Consider the following 20724-nt stretch of genomic DNA (forward strand, 5'->3'; position numbering starts at 1 on the left):
GGAAGGCGCCGGGCCCACGGGAACGCCGTGTAGCTGCGGAAGAACCTGCCGGTGCTGGAGGGGCAGGTCGGTGCGGTTGGCACGCCAGAGCGACGGACAGCGGACAGTGGGGCCGACGGTTGTGAAGCGTCGGCCCTACGGCGTTCCCGGCGCGGAGCTAGCGGCCGACGACGCGATGCCCGGGGAACCACTCCTGCGCGAAATCGACCGCGTCCACGAATCCCACCACCCTGCACCGTGCCGACCCCACCGTGCCGGCGCGCACAGCCGTCGTACCCGAGGCCGCCCGCTCGAATTCCGTGCCCAGGGTGGCGAAATCGCTGTCGTCCAAGGCGACATCGACGTACTCCCACCACTGACGTCGGCCGTCGCGGCGGATCACGCACCTGTAGGACCGCTGCGGAGGGGAGTCGACTCTGTACTCGCCGAGATGGAAAGCGGTGCATCTGTTGAAGCCGACGCCGAGCAGGAGGATCTGGGCGTGGAGCTCGTGGAGCCGGGCCAGGGGGGACTTCTCGCCCAGGTGGCAGTCGGGGTGGTGGTCGTCGGTGATCTTCGTGGCGTGCGGGCCGAGGGCGGCGAAGGAGGTCTGGGGGTGGGCGCTGCGCAGGGACTGGGGGTGGAGCCGGGCTGTCTCCGCCAGGATTCCCATGCCGGTCGACGGGCTGGTCGCCGGGTCGAACGGCGGCATGCGCTCTCTGAAGGCAGCTCGGGCTTCGTCGCTCAGGCCGCGGACACGTTCCATGTGAGCGGCTGACGTGGACGAGTTGTCCGAGGTGAACGCGGGGACGACGAGGGTGCCGTCGGGGCCGAGTGCGCGGCGTAACGCGCGAAGGACGGTGGCAGCTCCTCCCTCGACCTTTCCGAGGGAGCGCAGCGAAGCGTGCACGAGCAGGACGCCGTTCTCACCGATGCCCAGTTCGGTGAGCTGCTGCGTGAGCTGGGTCTCGGTGAGTTCGGTTCCGCCGGAAACCGGGCTCAAGGTTTCTTGCCCCCCTGCGCTGTCGCGAAGCCGCGGCGCCCGGGCGCCGCGGCTTCCGGTGTCGTGCGGCCGACAGTGGACTACCGGCGCTCGGCGGCCAGTTCGCCGAGCAGTTGGTGCAGGGGCTTCGTGGCCCGCTGGCGGTACTCCTGGATCGCCCAGCCGTTGCCGTCCGGGTCCGTGAAGTACATGAACGTCGCACCGTCCTGCGGCGCGAACGTCTGCGGCTCGCTGACGTCGAGGCCGCGCTCCTTCAACTCCTCGTACGCCGCCTTGGCGTCCTCCACGCAGAGCTGCAGTCCGTGGTAAGTCCCCGGCTGCGGCGTCCCCGTCGGGATCGGGAGGCCGTCGACGAGCGCGATGGAACACCCGGAACCGGGCGGCGTGAGCTGCACGATCCGCACGCCCTCCATCACCTCTCCGTCGAGGTCGACGTGGAAGCCGACCTTGTCCCGGTAGAACTCCTTGGCCCGGTCCACATCGGTGACCGGCAGCGTGATCACTTCGAGGGTCATGTCCATGGGACGACTCCTTTGTCGTACGACGTCATGTATGGGATCGATTGGAGCTACTGGGTCTATTGGGTCTACTGGATCCACCGGATCTGCGGGCTCACTCGAACCGCCAGCGCGTCTGGCTGAACGGCTCCCCCTTACCGAAGCCGAAAACCGTGCGCGGCGCCACAGCGAAGACGAGAGCGGGGCCGCCGCCACCCTCGAACGTCCCGTCCTCCCGTATCTCGAAGGTCCACTCGGCGCCGTACTTCTCCTCCCACGCCTTGGCCAGACTGCGCAACCGGGCATCGTCGGTGACGCGGACCGCCTCGCCCTCGACGACGACGTCGTACCCGTCGGCCCAGGTGTTGGTCCCCGTGGTGAGGACGACCTGCGGGTTCCCGGCGAGGTTGTGCGCCTTGCGCTCCCGCACGCCCGTCGAGAAGTGCAGCGCTCCGTCCTGCCAGACGCCGATCAGCGGCGTCACATGCGGCCGCCCGTCCGGGCGTACCGTCGACAGCCAGTACAGCTCGGCCGCGGCCAGCCGCGCCAGGGCCTGCGGCCAGGGGGTCGGCGTCGCGCCCGGACTGCAGTAACGCGGGTCGAGCTCGGTCTGCGGTTTCACCTCGGACATGGCTCTCCTCCTTGGAACAACATGGTCCCTTTACAGGAGAGACCTCGCAGGGCAGCGGGACTCATCGACGCCCGCGCGGGAAACCAGCCCGGTGACCCGCTGAATACGCCCTACTGCGCCCCCGGCGCTCGTGCCAGGCTCTCCGGTTACGCTCAAGGCCGTACGACCTTGATCCGACAGGAGGCCGGGGATGACGGCGCCGGGGCGCAGGAGCAGTACCTTCACGCGGCTGCTGCGGCACGGTTTCACTGATCCGTCGTGCGCCGAGCGGCTTCTGGAGAGCGCTGAGCTGGCGCCGATAAAGGCCGATCCGGTGCTTCTCGACGCGCTGGGCGCCACCGCCGATCCGGATCTGGCGCTGCTCGGGCTCGTCCGGCTCGTCGAGGCTCAGGAGGGGCCCGCGGCGCGGCGGGAACTGCTCGACACCCTCATCGCGGCCAAGCCGCTGCGGGACCGGCTGCTCGGCGTGCTCGGCGCCTCCGCCGCGCTCGGTGACCATCTCGCCCGCCACCCGCGCGACTGGCAGGAGCTCGTGACGTACGAGCCGCAGGATCTGCACCCCGGGGTGGAGGAGTTCGAGCGGGGGCTCGCTCCGGCGACCGACCCCGTGTCCCTGCGGGTCCTCTACCGGCGCTGCCTGCTCTCCATCGCCGCCCGTGACGTGTGCGGCACCACCGATCTCGCACAGACCGCCGCCGAGCTCGCCGATCTCGCCACGGCGACCCTGCGCGCCGCGCTCGCCATCGCTCAGGCCGCCGCGCCCGACGACGCCGCGCTGTGCCGGCTCGCCGTCGTCGCGATGGGCAAGTGCGGTGGCCACGAGCTCAATTACGTGTCCGATGTCGACGTGATCTTTGTGGGGGAGGCAGTGGAGGGGGCCGATGAAGGCAAGGCCCTGCAGGCTGCCGGCCGGCTTGCCTCGCACCTGATGCGGATCTGTTCCGAGACGACCGTCGAAGGCAGTATCTGGCCCGTGGACGCCAACCTGCGGCCCGAGGGCAGGAACGGGCCGCTGGTGCGGACTCTCAGCAGCCACCTCGCGTACTACCAGCGGTGGGCCAAGACCTGGGAGTTCCAGGCGCTCCTCAAGGCGCGGCCGGTGGCCGGGGACCTCAAGCTCGGTGAGGAGTACGTCGCCACGCTCGCGCCGCTCGTCTGGCACGCCGCCGAGCGCGCGAACTTCGTCCCCGACGTGCAGAGGATGCGGCGCCGGGTGGTGGAGAACATCCCCGTCGCCGAGGTGGAGCGTGAGCTGAAGCTCGGGCCCGGCGGGCTGAGGGACGTCGAATTCGCCGTACAGCTGCTGCAGTTGGTGCACGGGCGGGCCGATACGTCGCTGCGCAGCGGGACCACGCTTGACGCACTGAGGGCGCTGGCGGCCGGTGGGTACGTGGGCCGTGCCGACGCCGTGCAGCTCGATGAGGCGTACCGGTTTCTGCGGTCCATGGAGCACCGGATTCAGCTCTACCGGCTGCGGCGGACCCATCTGGTGCCCGAGGAGGACGCCGATCTGCGGCGCATCGGACGGTCGCTCGGCCTGCGCGCCGATCCCGTCGTCGAGCTGAACCGTGAGTGGAAGCGGCACGCCGCCGTCGTACGACGATTGCACGAGAAGCTCTTCTACCGGCCACTGCTCGATGCCGTCGCCCAGCTCGCGCCGGGAGAGACACGGTTGAGTGCCGACGCGGCCCGGGAGCGGCTGGTCGCGCTCGGGTACGCCGATCCGGCGGCGGCGCTGCGGCACCTGGAGGCGCTGGCATCCGGGGTGTCACGCAAGGCCGCGATCCAACGGACCTTGCTGCCCGTGCTGTTGGGATGGTTCGCGGACTCCGCCGACCCGGACGCGGGGTTGCTCAACTTCCGCAAGGTGTCAGACGCGTTGGGCAAGACCCCCTGGTATCTGCGGCTGTTGAGGGACGAGGGCGCCGCCGCGGAGAACCTGGCGCGGGTGCTGTCCGCCGGGCGGCTCGCACCGGACCTGCTGATGCGCGCCCCGGAGGCGGTCGCGCTGCTCGGCGACGGCGACGGTGACGGGGGGAGGGGCGGCCTCGAACCGCGGTCCCGTGCCCACCTGGAGCAGGAGATCCTCGCGGCCGTGGGGAGGGCCGACGGGGGCGAGCAGGCCGTCACGGCGGCGCGTGGAGTGCGGCGGCGTGAGCTGTTCCGTACGGCGGCGATGGACATCGTTGCGTCGTACGGCACCGAGGAGAATCCGGCCGTCGCCGACCAGGGAGCGCTGGTCGACCTGGTCGGCGGGGCGGTGTCCGATCTGACGGCGGCGACCCTCGCGGGGACGCTGCGGGCCGTGGTGCGGTGGGGGTCCCCCCACGCGAGCGAGGGTGAGGGCCGGGGAGGGTGGGGAGACACCCTGCCGACGCGGTTCGCGGTCATCGGCATGGGGCGGTTCGGGGGGCATGAGCTGGGCTACGGGTCCGATGCCGACGTGCTGTTCGTGCACGAGCCCCGGGACGGGGTCGACGAGCAGGAGGCGTCCTTGGCCGCCAACGCCGTTGTGTCCGAGATGCGGCGACTGCTGCAGATTCCCAGCGCGGATCCACCGCTGTTGATCGACGCCGATCTGCGGCCCGAGGGTAAGTCCGGGCCGCTGGTGCGGACGCTGCGGTCTTACGAGGCCTACTACCGGCGCTGGTCGCTGGTGTGGGAGGCGCAGGCGTTGCTGCGGGCCGAAGTCGTGGCGGGGGACGAGGACTTGGGGCGGCGGTTCATCGAGCTGATCGATCCGCTGCGGTATCCGGCGGAGGGGCTCGGGGACGATGCCGTACGGGAGATCCGGCGGCTGAAGGCCCGTATGGAGTCGGAGCGGATGCCGCGTGGCGCCGATCCCACGTTGCACTCCAAGCTCGGGCGGGGCGGGTTGTCCGACGTCGAGTGGACCGTGCAGTTGATGCAGCTTCGGCACGGGTGGGCGGAGCCGGGGCTGCGGACGACCCGGACGCGGGCGGCGTTGGCGGCGGCTTGTGCGGCGGGGCTGTTGGCGGGGGAGGACGCGGCGGTTCTGGACGAGGCGTGGGTGCTGGCTACCCGGGTGCGGAACGCGGTGATGCTGGTGCGGGGGCGGGCGGGGGATACGTTTCCGTCGGACGGGCGGGAACTGGCTGCCGTGGGGCGGTACTTGGGGTATGGGCCGGGGCATGTGGGGGACATGCTCGATGACTATCGGCGGATTACTCGGCGGGCTCGGGCGCTGGTGGATGAGTTGTTCTACGGGGCGTGAGCGGTGGCCGCCGGCGGGGTGCGGGTTCGCCCACGGCGTGTGGGTGGGTCGGGGCCGGGGGCCGGTACATCCGCCCGTCGCCGCCGGATCAGACGTCGGGCAAGGGGCGGGGGTCCGGTGACGCGGACGTACGCGACGGGCATGTGATGTACCGGCCCCCGGCCCCTTCCCGCCGTTCGCGGGTGCGGGTGCGTGTCGGTACCCGGGTTCCTATTCGCCGTTTGCGGCTGCGGGGCGGCCCCCAGGGCCATACCGGCATCCCCGCCCATTCCCGCCGCCTGCGGGTACGGGGTGGCACCCGGCCTCTACCGGCCGTTTGCGGGCGCGGGTGTGTCGGGGGCTGTTCCTTGTTGTTCCGGCTTCGGTTGCGGTTTTTTGCGGGACAGGGCTACGCCTGTCAGGACTATCGCCATGCCGGCTATCACTCGTAGGCCGATCTGCTCATCGAGTACGAGGGCGCCGAGGGCCACTGAGACCACGGGGTAGGGCGGGGGCTCAGGCCTTGACCGGCAGCAGCGGTGCCTTGCGTGGCCCCGGTACCCAACGCGGCAGCGCGTACGGCAGTGCCCCGTACCAGAGCCGTGCCACCGCGAAGCCGAAGGCCAGGCAGAGCATGCCGCCCACCGCGTCGAGCCAGAAGTGGTTGGCCGTGGCGACGATGACCACCAGGGTGGCCGTCGGGTAGAGCAGTCCGAGGATGCGGGCCCAGGGGGCGGAGGCCAGGGCGAAGATGGTGAGGCCGCACCACAAAGACCAGCCGATGTGCATGGACGGCATCGCGGCGTACTGGTTGGACATGTGCTTCAGGTCGCCGGAGGCCATGGAGCCCCAGGTCTGGTGGACCAGCACGGTGTCGACGAAGTTGCCGCCGTTCATCAGGCGGGGCGGCGCCAGCGGGTAGAAGTAGTAGCCGACGAGGGCCACCGCCGTGGTGGCGAAGAGGGCGAGACGGGTTGCCGCGTAACGGCCGGGGTGACTGCGGAACAGCCACACCAGAACACCCAGCGTCACCACGAAGTGCAGCGTCGCGTAGTAGTAGTTCATGCCGATGATCAGCCAAGTCACCGAGTTCACGGCGTGGTTGACGGATTCCTCGACGGCGATACCGAGCTGGTGTTCCGTGCGCCAGATCCAGTCGGCGTTGCGCAGCGCCTGGCCGCGCTGCTCCGGGACCGCGTTCCGGATCAGCGAGTAGGTCCAGTAACTGACCGCGATGAGCAGGATCTCGAACCAGAGGCGGGGGCGACGCGGGGTCCGCAGCCGGCGCACGAAACGCCGCCCCGCTTTCTCCTCCGCGACGGGCCCCGAAGCAGTCTGCTCCCGGCCTTCCAGTGTCGTCACGGCTGTCTCACCCATAGGCACAGAGTCTGCCAGAAAAGCCTTGCCCCACAGATCATCCCTTGGTCGGGTCCAGGTCGCATGTTCTACGTCGAGAGGACTCCGGCGTAGGCCGTACGGGCTCCTGCTCAGGGGCGAGTCACGGGCGATTGCGGTCGCCGGGGGCCGAAGCCGTCGAACCGCGGACCACCAGCTCCGGCATGAACACGAACTCGCTGTGCGGCGCGGGCGTCCCGCCGATCTCCTCCAGCAAAGTCCGTACCGCCGCCTGACCCATGGCGGGCACCGGCTTGCGGACCGTCGTGAGCGGCGGGTCGGTGAAGGCGATGAGGGGGGAGTCGTCGAAGCCGACGACCGAGACGTCCTTGGGTACGTCCAGACCGCGCTGACGCGCCGCCCTTATCGCGCCGAGCGCCATCATGTCGCTGGCGCACACGACAGCCGTACAGCCGCGGTCCATCAGCGCGGAGGCCGCGGCCTGGCCGCCCTCCAGCGTGTACAGCGAGTGCTGGACCAGTCGCTCCTCGATGTCGGCCGGCGTCAGACCCAACAGTTCCTGCATCGTGCGTACGAAACCCTCGATCTTGCGCTGCACCGGCACGAACCGCTTGGGGCCCAGCGCGAGCCCGATGCGGGTGTGGCCGAGCGAGACGAGGTGGGTGACGGCCAGGGCCATCGCCGCGCGGTCGTCCGGTGAGATGAACGGCGCCTGCACCTTCGGCGAGAAACCGTCCACGAGGACGTACGGGACGCCCTGGGCGCGCAACTGGTCGTAGCGCTGCATGTCCGCCGAGGTGTCCGCGTGCAGGCCCGAGACGAAGATGATGCCGGCGACCCCGCGGTCCACCAGCATCTCCGTCAGCTCGTCCTCGGTGGAGCCGCCCGGGGTCTGGGTCGCGAGCACCGGCGTGTAGCCCTGCCGCGTCAGCGCCTGGCCTATGACCTGCGCCAGCGCGGGAAATATCGGATTCTCCAGCTCCGGCGTGATCAGGCCCACCAGACCCTCGCTGCGCTGCCGCAGCCGTACCGGGCGCTCGTAGCCGAGGACGTCGAGTGCGGCCAGGACGGTCTGGCGGGTGGTCGCGGCGACGCCCGGCTTCCCGTTCAGAACGCGGCTGACGGTCGCCTCGCTGACGCCCGCCTGGGCTGCGATGTCGGCAAGCCGTGTGGTCACGGGAGTGGACAATACCGGCCGGTTCTCACCTTGCCCACCAAACGGACGCCGTGTGCGGGCGGTTGAACGGCCCGCTCCGGGCTGCTGCGTCATCGCGCTCCCTTGTCTAGTGGTCGGCTCGGCGTCCCGGACTCGCGCCGCGGGAAGAGGCGGCTCCTGCAAGGCGCTGACGGGGCGATGATCCTCGTACCCGGCAGGTGTGGCAAGAGCTTGCAGAGTCTTGCACAGGGGCCCCGGGTCTGCTGAGCGGCCTTGTTCAGGGGTTTCTGGGGGCTTACGGAGGTCACGAGCGGGTAACTCTGGGTGGTCCTTGCACTTTTTTGCTGCAAGGTCTTTCGCGGCGCTTTCAACGCTGTTACGTTCACGTCGCCCGGCGGACGCAACGGCGCAGTCGGCAAGTCGGCAAGGGGAGCGGGCGGGACCGCTGCCTCACCCACTCGGGCTTTCACCCTCAAGGAGATCTCATGCGGCGTGGCATAGCGGCCACCGCTCTGGTGGCTTCCCTCGCCCTCGCGGCGACGGCCTGCGGCGGCAGTGACAGCGGCAGCGACAAGTCGGAAGGGCCCACCACCATCACCTGGTGGGACACCTCCAACGCCACCAATGAGGCACCGACGTACAAGGCCCTCGTCAAGGAATTCGAGACGGCCAACCCCGACGTCAAGGTCAGTTACGTCAACGTCCCCTTCGACCAGGCGCAGAACAAGTTCGACACGGCCGCCGGTGCCAGTGGCGCTCCCGACGTCCTGCGCTCCGAGGTCGGCTGGACCCCCGCCTTCGCGAAGAAGGGCTACTTCCTGCCGCTGGACGGCACCGAGGCCCTCGCGGACGAGAGCAAGTTCCAGCCCAGCCTGATCGAACAGGCCAAGTACGACGGCAAGACGTACGGCGTGCCGCTGGTGACCGACACGCTCGCCCTTGTCTACAACAAGGCGATCTTCGAGCAGGCCGGCGTCGCGGCCCCCACCACCTGGGACGAGCTCAAGGCCGCCGCCGCCACGATCAAGAAGAAGACCGGCGTCGACGGCTACTGGGGCTCCACCCAGGCGTACTACGCCCAGTCCTTCCTCTACGGCGAGGGCACCGACACGGTCGACGCCGCCGCCAAGAAGATCACCGTCAACTCCCCCGCCGCGGTCAAGGGTTACGAGACCTGGGAAGGCCTGTTCGACGGCGACGGCCTGCACAAGGCCGACACCACCGTCGACGCCTACGCCCACATCCAGGAGGCGTTCGTCAGCGGCAAGGTCGCCTCGATCATCCAGGGACCCTGGGAGATCACGAACTTCTACAAGGGCTCGGCCTTCAAGGACAAGGCCAACCTCGGCATCGTCAGCGTCCCGGCCGGCGGAGCCGGCAAGGCGGGCGCCCCGACCGGCGGTCACAACCTGTCCGTCTACGCGGGCTCGGACAAGGCCCACCAGGAAGCGTCGCTGAAGTTCCTGAAGTTCATGACCTCGGCGAAGTCCCAGGAGACGATCGCCCTCCAGAACTCCACGCTGCCGACCCGCGACGACGCCTACACCGCCGCGGTCAAGGCCGACCCGGGCATCGCCGGCTACCAGACGGTGCTCGCCGCCGCCCAGCCGCGCCCGGCGCTGCCCGAGTACAGCTCGCTGTGGGGCCCGCTCGACACCGAGCTGAACAAGGTCGCCGCCGGCAACGAATCGCTGGACAAGGGGCTGAGCAACGCGGAAACCGCGATCGCCAAGCTGGTCCCCGACTTCAGCAAGTGACCGTCGTGGCCGTCGGATCCGCCTGGCAACCGGGGGGACGGATCCGGCGGCCATCGGCCTGCGAGCGCCCAACCCCTGATCTTCCAGAAGGTGTCGAACCATGACAGTCGTCATCGACCGCGCGACCGGCAAGCGCCGCGGTGAACGAGGGCCGCGTCCCGGGCCGCTCCAGCGCATCAAGCACGGGTACCAGAAGTACTGGTACGCGTACGCGATGATCGCCCCGGTGGTCGTGGTGCTCGGCGCGCTGGTGCTGTACCCGCTGGTGAGGGGCGTCTACCTGACGTTCACGGATGCCAACAGCCTCAACTCGGCCCGCCAGATCGGCGTCAACCACATCGACGCCACCTACAAGTTCATCGGCCTGGACAACTACGCCGACATCCTGTGGGGCCCGACCTCCTACGACCGTTTCTGGTCGCACTTCATCTGGACGATCGTGTGGACGGCGCTGTGCGTGCTGCTCCACTACGCCATCGGGCTCGGCCTGGCCCTGCTACTCAACCAGAAGCTGCGCGGCCGCACCTTCTACCGGCTGATCCTGGTCCTGCCGTGGGCCGTGCCCACCTTCGTCACCGTCTTCGGCTGGCGTTTCATGCTCGCCGACAACGGCATCATCAACTCCGCCCTCGACGCGCTGCATCTGCCGTCGCCGCTGTGGCTGGAGGAGACCTTCTGGCAGCGCACGTCCGCCGTCATGGTCAACACCTGGTGCGGGGTGCCGTTCATGATGGTCTCGTTGCTGGGCGGTCTGCAGTCCATCGACTCGACCCTGTACGAGGCCTCCGAGATGGACGGCGCCAACGCCTGGCAGCGCTTCCGGCACGTGACCCTGCCGGGGCTGCGGCCGGTCAGCTCCACCGTCGTACTCCTCGGTGTCATCTGGACCTTCAACCAGTTCGCCGTCATCTTCCTGCTCTTCGGCGACACCGCACCCGACGCGCAGATCCTCGTCACCTGGGCCTACTACCTGGGCTTCGGCCAACAGCCCCGCGACTACGCGCAGTCGGCCGCGTACGGCGTACTGCTCCTCTCCATTCTGATCGTCTTCACCTCCGTCTACCGCCGCTGGCTGGCCCGCAATGAGCAGCAGCTCGCGAACTGAGGCAGGAGCCCCCATGAGCACGACCACACTGCAGAGTTCCGTCCCGGCGGACGAGGTCCCCACGGACACCAGGCCGGTACGCAGGCCGCGGCGGCGTGGCGAGAACAGCCTCGCCGGGACGATCACCTCGCACGGCATTCTGACCGTCGCCAGCCTCGTCGCGCTGTTTCCGATCGCCTGGCTGGTCTATCTGTCCCTCGGCCCGGACAAGGACGACTATCTGCACCCCGGGCGCATCTTCGGCAAGATGACGCTCGACAACTACTCGTTCGTGTTGCAGCACACGCCGTTCTTCGACTGGCTGTGGAGCACGCTCGTCGTGTCGCTCGGCACCACCTTCATCGGTGTACTGGTTGCCGCCACCACCGGCTACGCGGTCTCCCGGATGCGCTTCCCGGGCTACCGCAAGTTCATGTGGGTCCTGCTGGTCACCCAGATGTTCCCGGTCGCCGTACTGATGGTGCCGATGTACGAGATCCTTTCGGAGCTCCAGCTCATCGACAACTACTTCGGCCTCATCCTCGTCTACTGCTCGACCGCCGTGCCGTACTGCGCCTGGCTGCTCAAGGGCTACTTCGACACGATCCCCTTCGAGATCGACGAGGCGGGGCGCGTCGACGGACTGAGCCCCTTCGGCACGTTCGGGCGGCTGATCCTGCCACTCGCCAAGCCGGGTCTGGCGGTGGCCGCCTTCTACAGTTTCATCACCGCGTTCGGCGAGGTCGCCTTCGCCTCGACGTTCATGCTGTCCGACACGAAGTACACCTTCGCCGTCGGTCTGCAGAGTTTCGTCAGCGAGCACGACGCGCAGCGCAACCTCATGGCCGCCACCGCCGTGCTGGTGGCGATACCCGTCTCCGCGTTCTTCTACCTTGTACAGAAGAACCTGGTGGCCGGCCTCACCGCCGGCGGCACGAAGGGCTGACGCCCGCCCTGTGACTCCCGCGCGCTCTGTCGCGCGGGTGGCGGCCGCGGTGGCCTCCCCCAGCCGCCGGCCGAGGGACCCCCAGCCCCCGCTGTCACCGCGGCCGCCTCGTCAACCGCTATGCCCACCTCTACGCCCATGACCGAACTCCTTCCCCCACACTCGGCCCCGCTCGACCGGGGGGACCCCCATCGCATCAAGGACGCCATGAGCCAGCACTCCGCCGACCAGGCACCGAACGCCGCCCTCGCCACCGTCGCCACGCACCGCGACTGGTGGCGCGACGCGGTGATCTACCAGGTCTATCCGCGCAGCTTCGCCGACAGCAACGGCGACGGCATGGGCGACCTGGAGGGCGTACGTTCCCGACTTCCGTATCTGCGCGACCTCGGCGTGGACGCCGTGTGGCTGAGCCCCTTCTACGCCTCCCCGCAGGCCGACGCCGGCTACGACGTCGCGGACTACCGGGCCGTCGACCCCATGTTCGGCAGTCTGCTGGACGCCGACGCCCTGATCCGCGACGCCCACGGGCTGGGCCTGCGAATCATCGTCGACCTCGTCCCCAACCACTCCTCCGACCAGCACGAGTGGTTCAGGCGCGCGCTCGCGGAGGGGCCGGGCTCCTCGCTCCGGGACCGCTACTACTTCCGCCCGGGCAAGGGCGAGAACGGCGAACTGCCGCCCAACGACTGGGAGTCCATCTTCGGCGGCCCGGCCTGGACGCGCGTGCCGGACGGCGAGTGGTACCTGCATCTCTTCGCGCCCGAGCAGCCCGACTTCAACTGGAACCACCCGGCCGTCGGCGACGAGTTCCGCTCCATCCTGCGGTTCTGGCTCGACATGGGTGTCGACGGTTTCCGCATCGACGTGGCACACGGTCTGGTGAAGGCGGCGGGCCTGCCGGACCTGGGATCCCATGAGCAGCTCAAGCTGTTGGGCAACGATGTCATGCCGTTCTTCGACCAGGACGGCGTGCACGACGTCTACCGCCAGTGGCGCACGATCCTCGACGAGTATTCCGGAGAGCGCATCTTCGTGGCGGAGGCGTGGACCCCGACCATCGAGCGCACCGCCAACTACGTGCGCCCCGACGAGCTGCACCAAGCCTTCAACTTCCAGTACCTGAGCACCCATTGGGACGCGGCCGAGCTGCGCGACTGCATCAACCGCACGCTGGACGCGATGCGCCCGGTGGGTGCCCCCGCCACCTGGGTGCTGTCCAACCACGACGTCACCCGGCACGCCACCCGCTTCGCCAACGAGGCCGGGCTCGGCACCCAGATCCGTACGGCGGGCGATCGCGCGCTCGGCCTGCGCCGGGCACGGGCAGCGACCCTGCTGATGCTGGCGCTGCCCGGTTCCGCGTACCTCTACCAGGGCGAGGAGCTCGGCCTGCCGGACGTCGTGGATCTGCCGGACGAGGTGCGCCAGGACCCCGCCTACTTCCGGGGCGCGGGCCAGGACGGCTTCCGTGACGGCTGCCGGGTACCGATCCCGTGGACCCGCGAGGGCTCGTCGTACGGCTTCGGAGGCGGTGGCAGCTGGCTGCCGCAGCCCGCCGAGTGGGCCGAGCTGAGCGTCGAGGCACAGACCGGCACGGAGGGTTCCACGCTGGAGCTGTACCGCGACGCGCTCGCCGTCCGCCGTGAGCAGCCCGACCTGGGCGCCGGCGACTCCGTCGGCTGGCTGAAGGCTCCCGAAGGTGTACTCGCCTTCCGCCGCGGCGAGTTCACCTGCACCGCGAACACCGGCACCGAGGCGGTGACCGTCCCGGCGTACGGCCGTGTCCTCCTCGCGAGCGGCGAGGTGACCCTCTCGCAGGACGGCGGCGAGGCGAAGCTGCCGGCGGACGTCACCGTGTGGTGGACCACCGGCTGACAGCAGCCCGCCAGCTGACGCCCCGTCAGCCGGGAGGTCCGACAAGGAGATTCCGGCACTTTCAGAAGCCCGCCTTCCGCTTCGGGAGGCGGGCCTCTACTATCTGCGGCACCGCACATCTTGCAATCTTTCAGCAAGAACATTCAACGGACCTTCATGGACGTTCATGGACCTTCAATGGAGAAGGAACCACACATGGCCAGCAGAACTCTCTCCGGCGCCCTCGCTCTCACGGCGGCCGCCTCGCTTGCGCTCGCCGTCCCCGCGGGCACGGCGCAGGCGTCTCCCCCCGGCTCCAAGGACGTCACCGCCGTCCTCTTCGAGTGGGACTTCGACTCCGTCGCGACGGAGTGCGCGAGCCGGCTCGGCCCCGCCGGATACGGCTTCGTCCAGGTCTCACCGCCCGCCGAGCACATCCAGGGCTCGCAGTGGTGGACCTCGTACCAGCCGGTCAGCTATCAGATAGCCGGGCGGCTCGGGAACGCCACCGACTTCCGGGACATGGTCACCGCCTGCCACAACGCGGGCGTGAAGGTGGTCGTCGACACGGTCATCAACCACATGTCGGCGGGCAGCGGCAGCGGCACCGGCGGCTCCTCGTACACGAAGTACAACTACCCCGGCCTGTACTCCTCGTACGACTTCGACGACTGCACCGCGAGCATCAGCGACTACACGAACCGCACCAACGTCCAGAACTGCGAACTGGTCGGTCTCGCGGACCTGGACACGGGCGAGTCGTACGTCCGTTCCGCCATCGCCGGCTACCTGAACACCCTGCTCGGCTACGGCGTCGACGGCTTCCGCATCGACGCGGCCAAGCACATGCCGGCGGCCGACCTCGCCAACATCAAGTCCCGGCTGAGCAATCCCAGCGTGTACTGGAAGCAGGAGGTCATCTACGGCTCGGGCGAGGCCGTCCAGCCGACCGAGTACACGGGCAACGGCGACGTCCAGGAGTTCCGGTACGCCTACGACCTCAAGCGGGTCTTCAACAACGAGAACCTCGCCTACCTGAAGAACTACGGGGAGGGCTGGGGCTACCTGAGCAGCGGCGTCGCGGGTGTGTTCGTCGACAACCACGACACCGAGCGCAACGGCTCCACGCTCAGCTACAAGGACAACGCCACCTACACCCTGGCGAACGTCTTCATGCTGGCCTGGCCCTACGGCGCGCCCGACATCAATTCGGGCTACGAGTTCTCCTCGACCGACGCCGGGCCGCCGCTCGACGGGACGGTCAACGCCTGTTGGCAGGACGGCTGGAAGTGTCAGCACGCCTGGCCGGAGATCCAGCGGATGGTCGCCTTCCGTAACGCCACCCGCGGTGAGTCGGTCACCAACTGGTGGGACAACGGCGCCGACGCCATCGCGTTCGGCCGCGGCTCCAAGGGCTTCGTGGCCATCAACCACGAGTCGTCCTCGCTGACCCGCACCTACCAGACCTCACTCGCGGCGGGCACGTACTGCAACGTGCAGAGCAACACGACTGTCGCGGTGAACAGTTCGGGCCAGTTCACGGCGACGCTCGGCGCCAACACGGCGCTGGCGGTCTACTCGGGCAAGTCCAGCTGCTGAGTGGCCGCAGAAGAGGGCCCGTTCACCTGTCCTCTTGGTGAACGGGCCCTCGGTTGCGAGCAGATGTGAAAGTTCTTGCCATCGCTTTCAAGACTCTTGCTGCAAACCTTGCGTAAGCGATACGGTCACGCCGGCGCCCGGCAACGAGGCCGAGCCGCGGCGTGGGGTCGGACCCCAATGAGCCGTAATCGCAAGGAGTTTCCCCTGTGATACCGAGATGGTCGGCGCCCTGGGCGCACCGCACTCGCCGCCGCACCGCGCAGCGCGGACGGTTCGCGGCTGTCGCCGTGGCCGCGCTCGTCGCAGCGCTCGTCCAGCCCCTCGCGGCCCGCGCCGCGACCCCGCCCGCGCCCCCGTCCGACGCGGCTCTGGCGAAGACGGCCGCCCGCAACGACGCGACCCGTGAGCAGTTCTACTTCGTCCTCCCGGACCGTTTCGCGAACGGTGACACGTCCAACGACGAGGGCGGCCTGACCGGTTCACGCCTGTCGACCGGCTACGACCCCACCGACAAGGGCTTCTACCAGGGCGGCGACCTCAAGGGCCTGACCGGGAAGCTCGACTACATCAAGGGCCTCGGCACCACCGCCATCTGGATGGCGCCGATTTTCAAGAACCAGCCCGTCCAGGGCACCGGCGACAACGCCTCGGCCGCCTACCACGGTTACTGGATCACCGACTTCACGCAGGTCGATCCGCACTTCGGCACCAACAAGGACTTGGAGACGCTGATCTCCAAGGCCCATGCCAAGGGCATGAAGGTCTTCTTCGACGTCATCACCAACCACACCGCCGATGTCGTCGACTACGAGGAGAAGTCCTACGGCTACCTCTCCAAGGGCGCCTTCCCGTATCTGACGAAGGACGGCGAGCCCTTCGACGACGCCGCCTACGCAGGCAGTACAGCCGGCGCGGAGGACTTCCCCGAGGTCGACGCCGACTCCTTCCCGCGCACACCGACCGTGACCGCCGAGAAGCAGGACACCAAGGTCCCGTCCTGGCTCAACGACACGACGATGTACCACAACCGCGGCGACTCCACCTTCGCCGGTGAGAGCTCCGAGTACGGCGACTTCTCCGGCCTCGACGACCTGTGGACCGAGCGACCCGAGGTCGTCAGCGGCATGGAGAAGATCTACGAGAAGTGGGTCCGCGACTTCCGTCTCGACGGCTTCCGGATCGACACCGTGAAGCACGTCAACATGGAGTTCTGGACGCAGTGGGCCACCGCCCTCGACGCGTACGCGAAGAAGCAGGGCCGCGACGACTTCTTCATGTTCGGCGAGGTCTACTCCGCCGACACGTCGATCACTTCGCCGTACGTCACCGAGGGCCGCCTCGACGCCACGCTCGACTTCCCCTTCCAGGAAGCGGCCCGCCAGTACGCCTCCCAGGGCGGCAGCGCGCAGCAGCTGGCCTCGGTCTTCGGCGACGACTACAAGTACACGACGGACAAGGCCAACGCGTACGAGCAGGTCACCTTTCTCGGCAACCACGACATGGGCCGCATCGGGTACTTCCTGAACCAGGACAACCCTGGCGCGACCGACGCCGAGCTCCTCAAGAAGGACAAGCTCGCCAACGAGCTGATGTTCCTCAGCCGCGGCAACCCGGTCGTCTACTACGGCGACGAGCAGGGCTTCACCGGCGCGGGCGGCGACAAGGACGCCCGCCAGACGATGTTCGCCTCCCGAACCGCCGACTACCTGGACGACGACGAACTCGGCACCGACCGCACCCACGCCAGCGATGCCTACGACGCGAGTGCACCGCTCTACCAACAGATCAGTGCTCTCGCAAAGCTCCGCAAGGCCAACCCCGCCCTCGCGGACGGCGTCCAGACGGAGCGGTACGCCGCCGACGGCGCCGGAGTCTATGCCTTCTCCCGTACGGACCCGGCCACCGGCACCGAGTACGTCGTCGCCGTGAACAACGCGGGCGAGGCGAGGACCGCGAGCTTCGCGACCGGCTCGGCGGACATGCCGTTCCGCGGGATCTACGGCACCCGGTCCACCGTCACCAGCGGCGCCGACAGCAAGGTCACCGTCACCGTCCCGGCCGGCTCCTCGATCGTCCTCAAGGCGGCGGGCAAGCTCGCCGCACCGGCCTCCAAGCCGACGCTCACACTCAAGGCGCCGGATGCGGGCGCCACCGGCACCGTGGAACTCAGCGCCGTCGTCACCGGCGGTCAGCTCAACCGTGTCGTCTTCGCCGCCCAGGTCGGCAACGCCAAGTGGCGGACGCTCGGCTCCGCCGACCACGCCCCGTACAAGGTCACCCAGGCCCTCGCCAAGGACGTACCGGCCGGAACGACCTTGCGCTACAAGGCAGTTGTCATCGACTCGGCCGGACGCACAAAGAGCGCCACGACCACCTCGGTCACGGGCACACCGCCCGCCGAGGAGATCCCCACCGCCTCCTCGCGCGACTACGCGATCGTCCACTACCAGCGCACCGACGGCGACTACACCGACTGGCGGCTCTACGCCTGGGGCGACCTCGCCGACGGCGAGGCGACGAACTGGCCCGAGGGCCACGGCTTCATCGGCCGCGACGCCTACGGGGCCTTCGCCTACGTCAAGTTGAAGCCGGGCGCCTCCAGTGTCAGCTACCTCGTGATCGACAAGGACGGCAACAAGGACGTCTCCGCCGACCGCACGATCGACGTCACCAGGACTGGCGAGGTCTGGGTCGAGCAGGGCAAGGAAGCCGTCCTCACGGAGAAGCCCGAATACCCGGCGCAGGACAAGTCGAAGGCGGTCCTGCACTATCACCGTGCAGACGGCGACTACGACGGCTGGGGACTGCACGTCTGGACCGGCGCCGCGACGGGCACCGACTGGTCCAAGCCCCTGGAGCCGGTGCGCACCGACGCGTACGGCGCCGTGTACGAGGTGCCGCTCGCCGAGGGTGCCACCAGCCTCAGTTACATCCTCCACAAGGGCGACGAGAAGGATCTCCCCACCGACCAGTCGCTCGACCTCTCGGCGAACGGCCATGAGGTGTGGCTGTTGAACGGCCAGGAGAAGTACCTGCTCCCGCAGCCGGCGGGCAGCGCGGCCGCGCTCGACCTGACGACGTCCAAGGCGGTCTGGATCGACCGGAACACGGTCGCCTGGAACGGCTCCGACGCGGCCGTGTCCACGCAGCTCCTGTACTCGCGCGACGGTTCGATCGAGGTGTCGGACGGCACGCTGACCGGTGACGCCAAGTGGCTCCGCCTGTCCGAGTCAGCCCTCACCGACGCCCAGAAGTCCGCCTTCCCGCACCTCAAGGACTACACCGCCTGGACCGTTGACCCGCGCGACCGGGACCGGGTGCGTGAAGCCCTGAGCGGTCAGGTCGTCGCCTCGCAACGCGCCGTGAACGGAGCGGTGACGGCGGCGACGGGCGTACAGATCGCCGGCGTACTCGACGATCTGTACGACGCGACGAAGGCGGACCTCGGCCCGACCTTCCACAACGGCCGTCCCACACTTGCCGTTTGGGCGCCCACCGCGCAGAGCGTCGCCCTGGACCTCGACGGCTCCACCGTCGCCATGCAGCGGAACAGCGCCACCGGCGTCTGGTCCGTCACCGGCAAGAAGTCCTGGGTGAACAAGCCCTACCGGTACGTCGTCAAGGTGTGGGCGCCGACCGTCCGCAAGGTCGTCACCAACACGGTCACCGACCCGTACTCGGTGGCCCTGACCGCCGACTCCACGCAGAGCCTCGTCGTCGACCTGGACGCCAAGTCCCTTGCGCCGAGCGGCTGGTCGAGCCTCGAGAAGCCCGCGGCGGTGGCGCTGAAGGACGCCCAGATCCAGGAGCTGCACATCCGCGACTTCTCGGTGGCGGACCCCACGGCCGAGCACCCGGGCACGTATCTCGCCTTCGCCGACAAGGACAGCGACGGCTCCAGTCACCTGCGAGAACTGGCCAAGTCCGGTACTTCGTACGTGCACTTGCTGCCCGCGTTCGACATCGCGACCATTCCCGAGAAGACGTCCGACCAGGCGGCCACCGACTGCGACCTCGCCTCCTACCCGGCCGACTCCGGCGAGCAGCAGGAGTGTGTGGCGAAGACCGCCGCGAAGGACGCCTACAACTGGGGCTACGACCCCTACCACTACACCGTTCCGGAAGGCTCGTACGCGACCGACCCGGACGGCACGGACCGTACGGTCGAGTTCCGCGAGATGGTCAAGTCGCTGAACGAGGACGGCCTGCGGGTCGTCATGGACGTCGTCTACAACCACACCGCCGCGAGCGGCCAGGCCGACACCTCCGTGCTCGACAAAGTCGTACCCGGCTACTACCAGCGTCTCCTGGCGGACGGGTCCGTGGCGACGAGCACCTGCTGTGCCAACACGGCCACCGAGAACGCCATGATGGGCAAGCTGGTGGTGGACTCGATCGTCACGTGGGCCAAGGAGTACAAGGTCGACGGCTTCCGCTTCGACCTCATGGGGCACCACCCCAAGGCCAACATCCTCGCGGTCCGCAAGGCACTCGACGCGCTCACCCTCAAGAAGGACGGCGTCGACGGCAAGAAGATCATTCTGTACGGCGAGGGCTGGAACTTCGGCGAGGTCGCCGACGACGCCCGCTTCACGCAGGCCACCCAGCAGAACATGGCGGGGACCGGCATCGCGACCTTCTCGGACCGCGCGCGGGACGCCGTACGCGGCGGTGGCCCCTTCGACGAGGACCCCGGCGTCCAGGGCTTCGCGTCCGGCCTCTACACCGACCCCAACTCCTCGACCAGTAACGGCACTTCGGCCGAGCAGAAGGCACGCCTGCTGCATTACCAGGACCTCATCAAGGTCGGACTGAGCGGCAACCTCGCCACCTACGGCTTCACCGACAGCAGCGGAAAGCAGGTCAAGGGCTCCGAGGTCGACTACAACGGGCAGCCGGCGGGATACGCGGACGCGCCCGGAGACGCCCTCGCGTACGCCGACGCCCACGACAACGAGTCGCTGTACGACGCCCTCACCTTCAAGCTGCCCGCCGCGACGAGCGCGAGCGACCGGGCCCGTATGCAGGTCCTGGCCATGGCGACGGCCACCCTCTCGCAGGGCCCGTCCCTCTCCCAGGCGGGCTCCGACCTGCTCCGCTCCAAGTCCCTGGACCGCAACTCCTACGACAGCGGCGACTGGTTCAACGCCATCCACTGGAACTGCCAGGACGGCAACGGCTTCGGACGCGGGCTGCCGATGGCGGCCGACAACGCCTCCAAGTGGCCGTACGCCACACCGTTGTTGACCTCCGTCAAGGTGGGCTGCGACCAGATCGAGGGCAGTTCGGCTGCGTACCAGGACCTGCAGAAGATCCGTACGACCGAGAGCGTCTTCTCGCTCGCCACGGCCGGCCAGGTGCAGTCGAAGCTGTCCTTCCCGCTGTCGGGGACGGACGAGACACCCGGTGTGATCACGATGGAACTCGGCGACCTTGTCATCGTCTTCAACGCGACGCCCGAGAAGCGGGAACAGACGGTCGACGCGCTGACAGGGACGGCGTACGCGCTGCATCCGGTGCAGGCGGCGGGCGCCGACTCCACCGTCAAGTCCGCCTCGTATGCACAGAAAACGGGCACGTTCGCCGTTCCGGGGCGTACCGTGGCGATATTTTCCCGGACTTCCTGAAAAGGGCATTACCTTGGT

Annotated in this window: 12 protein-coding genes; 7 read left to right on the forward strand and 5 right to left on the reverse strand. The window is 68.7% G+C overall.

All coding sequences use genetic code 11. The features are described 5' to 3' along the window. Positions 1–157: 157 nt before the first annotated feature. The 3 genes from ACFYPC_RS10120 to ACFYPC_RS10130 form a co-directional block, all read right to left on the reverse strand. Positions 158–982, reverse strand: a complete 825-nt coding sequence (locus ACFYPC_RS10120) for an aminoglycoside N(3)-acetyltransferase (protein WP_388673295.1) — start codon at positions 980–982, stop codon at positions 158–160. Positions 983–1062: 80 nt separating this feature from the next. Then, positions 1063–1503, reverse strand: a complete 441-nt coding sequence (locus tag ACFYPC_RS10125; RefSeq protein WP_388673297.1) for a VOC family protein — start codon at positions 1501–1503, stop codon at positions 1063–1065. Positions 1504–1594: 91 nt separating this feature from the next. Further along, positions 1595–2110 carry a pyridoxamine 5'-phosphate oxidase family protein gene (locus ACFYPC_RS10130; protein ID WP_388673299.1) on the reverse strand — a complete coding sequence of 172 codons (516 nt, stop codon included), beginning with the start codon at positions 2108–2110 and terminating at the stop codon, positions 1595–1597. Between the two features lie 190 nt (positions 2111–2300). Here ACFYPC_RS10130 and ACFYPC_RS10135 point away from each other — a divergent pair, with 190 nt between their 5' ends. After that, positions 2301–5345, forward strand: a complete 3045-nt coding sequence (locus tag ACFYPC_RS10135) for a bifunctional [glutamine synthetase] adenylyltransferase/[glutamine synthetase]-adenylyl-L-tyrosine phosphorylase (protein ID WP_388673301.1) — start codon at positions 2301–2303, stop codon at positions 5343–5345. A gap of 495 nt (positions 5346–5840) precedes the next feature. Here the strand turns inward: ACFYPC_RS10135 and ACFYPC_RS10140 are convergent, their stop codons facing one another. Both ACFYPC_RS10140 and ACFYPC_RS10145 read right to left on the reverse strand, forming a co-directional pair. Further along, positions 5841–6701, reverse strand: a complete 861-nt coding sequence (locus tag ACFYPC_RS10140) for a phosphatase PAP2 family protein (protein ID WP_388673303.1) — start codon at positions 6699–6701, stop codon at positions 5841–5843. Between the two features lie 121 nt (positions 6702–6822). Next, the gene (locus ACFYPC_RS10145) at positions 6823–7857 is read right to left on the reverse strand and encodes a LacI family DNA-binding transcriptional regulator (RefSeq protein ID WP_388673305.1); all 1035 of its coding nucleotides are present in this window, start codon (positions 7855–7857) and stop codon (positions 6823–6825) included. A gap of 464 nt (positions 7858–8321) precedes the next feature. On the opposite strand from ACFYPC_RS10145, the gene ACFYPC_RS10150 reads away from it, so the two are divergent. The 6 genes from ACFYPC_RS10150 (at position 8322) to pulA (ending at position 20706) form a co-directional block, all read left to right on the forward strand. Further along, positions 8322–9593, forward strand: a complete 1272-nt coding sequence (locus ACFYPC_RS10150; RefSeq protein WP_388673307.1) for an extracellular solute-binding protein — start codon at positions 8322–8324, stop codon at positions 9591–9593. A 100-nt stretch (positions 9594–9693) separates the two neighbouring features. Then, positions 9694–10698, forward strand: coding sequence for a carbohydrate ABC transporter permease (locus tag ACFYPC_RS10155; protein WP_388673309.1), 1005 nt, complete (start codon positions 9694–9696; stop codon positions 10696–10698). A gap of 13 nt (positions 10699–10711) precedes the next feature. Continuing rightward, the gene (locus ACFYPC_RS10160) at positions 10712–11623 is read left to right on the forward strand and encodes a sugar ABC transporter permease (protein WP_388673311.1); all 912 of its coding nucleotides are present in this window, start codon (positions 10712–10714) and stop codon (positions 11621–11623) included. Positions 11624–11830: 207 nt separating this feature from the next. Continuing rightward, the gene (locus ACFYPC_RS10165; RefSeq protein WP_388673313.1) at positions 11831–13501 is read left to right on the forward strand and encodes a glycoside hydrolase family 13 protein; all 1671 of its coding nucleotides are present in this window, start codon (positions 11831–11833) and stop codon (positions 13499–13501) included. A 195-nt stretch (positions 13502–13696) separates the two neighbouring features. After that, positions 13697–15079 (forward strand): alpha-amylase family protein, encoded by a 1383-nt coding sequence (locus ACFYPC_RS10170; protein WP_388673315.1) that lies wholly within the window; start codon positions 13697–13699, stop codon positions 15077–15079. A gap of 206 nt (positions 15080–15285) precedes the next feature. After that, positions 15286–20706: a pullulanase-type alpha-1,6-glucosidase gene (gene pulA, locus ACFYPC_RS10175; protein WP_388673317.1), complete on the forward strand. Its 5421-nt coding sequence runs from the start codon at positions 15286–15288 to the stop codon at positions 20704–20706. Positions 20707–20724 lie beyond the last annotated feature (18 nt).

This window comes from Streptomyces sp. NPDC005808 (genome assembly GCF_042871385.1).
GTDB lineage: Bacteria > Actinomycetota > Actinomycetes > Streptomycetales > Streptomycetaceae > Streptomyces.